Source organism: Streptomyces sp. NRRL B-24572 (genome assembly GCF_002156145.1).
Classification (GTDB): Bacteria; Actinomycetota; Actinomycetes; order Streptomycetales; family Streptomycetaceae; genus Streptomyces; species Streptomyces vietnamensis.
Genome location: NZ_MWIG01000899.1, coordinates 298 through 784, shown reverse-complemented (window position 1 = coordinate 784; position 487 = coordinate 298). Strand labels below are relative to the sequence as shown.

Sequence of the window (487 nt, the reverse complement as noted above, 5' to 3'; positions counted from 1 at the left end):
CTACGAACTCCCGGCCGGCGCCGACGACGACGTCTGGGCCCTCTCCGACGCGGAGCGCCGCGCGATGGGCATCGAGCCGCTCCCGCAGAACCTGGGAGAGGCGATCGCCCTGATGGAGAAGAGCGAACTGGTGGCGGAGACGCTCGGCGAGCACGTCTTCGACTTCTTCTTGCGCAACAAGAAGCAGGAGTGGGAGGAGTACCGCTCCGAGGTCACGGCCTTCGAGCTCCGGAAGAACCTGCCGGTGCTGTAAGGGCGGTGGGCGTTCCCCGACGTGCCGACGGCACGGAACTCGTGCCCACGCCCGCGAACCGGGTGGCCAACACGGCGCTCGGTGTCGTGCTCGGTCTCGGCTGCCTCGCGTACGGGGCGGAGGCCGGGACCGCGGGGGAGGGGACGGCGGCGGTGGTCGCCGTCCTGGCGTGCGCGGTGCTCGCCGTGCGCGGGTTCCGCGCGGGCGTCCGGTGCGAGGGCGAGCGGCTCGTGG

The 487-nt window shown here is 72.5% G+C and carries 2 pseudogenes; both read left to right on the top strand.

The annotated features are described in order from the left end of the window. Window positions 1-253: pseudogene (locus tag CCN56_RS37965) on the top strand (glutamine synthetase); the annotation flags it as partial. A gap of 41 nt (window positions 254-294) precedes the next feature. Beyond that, window positions 295-487, top strand: a pseudogene (locus CCN56_RS45290) (hypothetical protein); the annotation flags it as partial.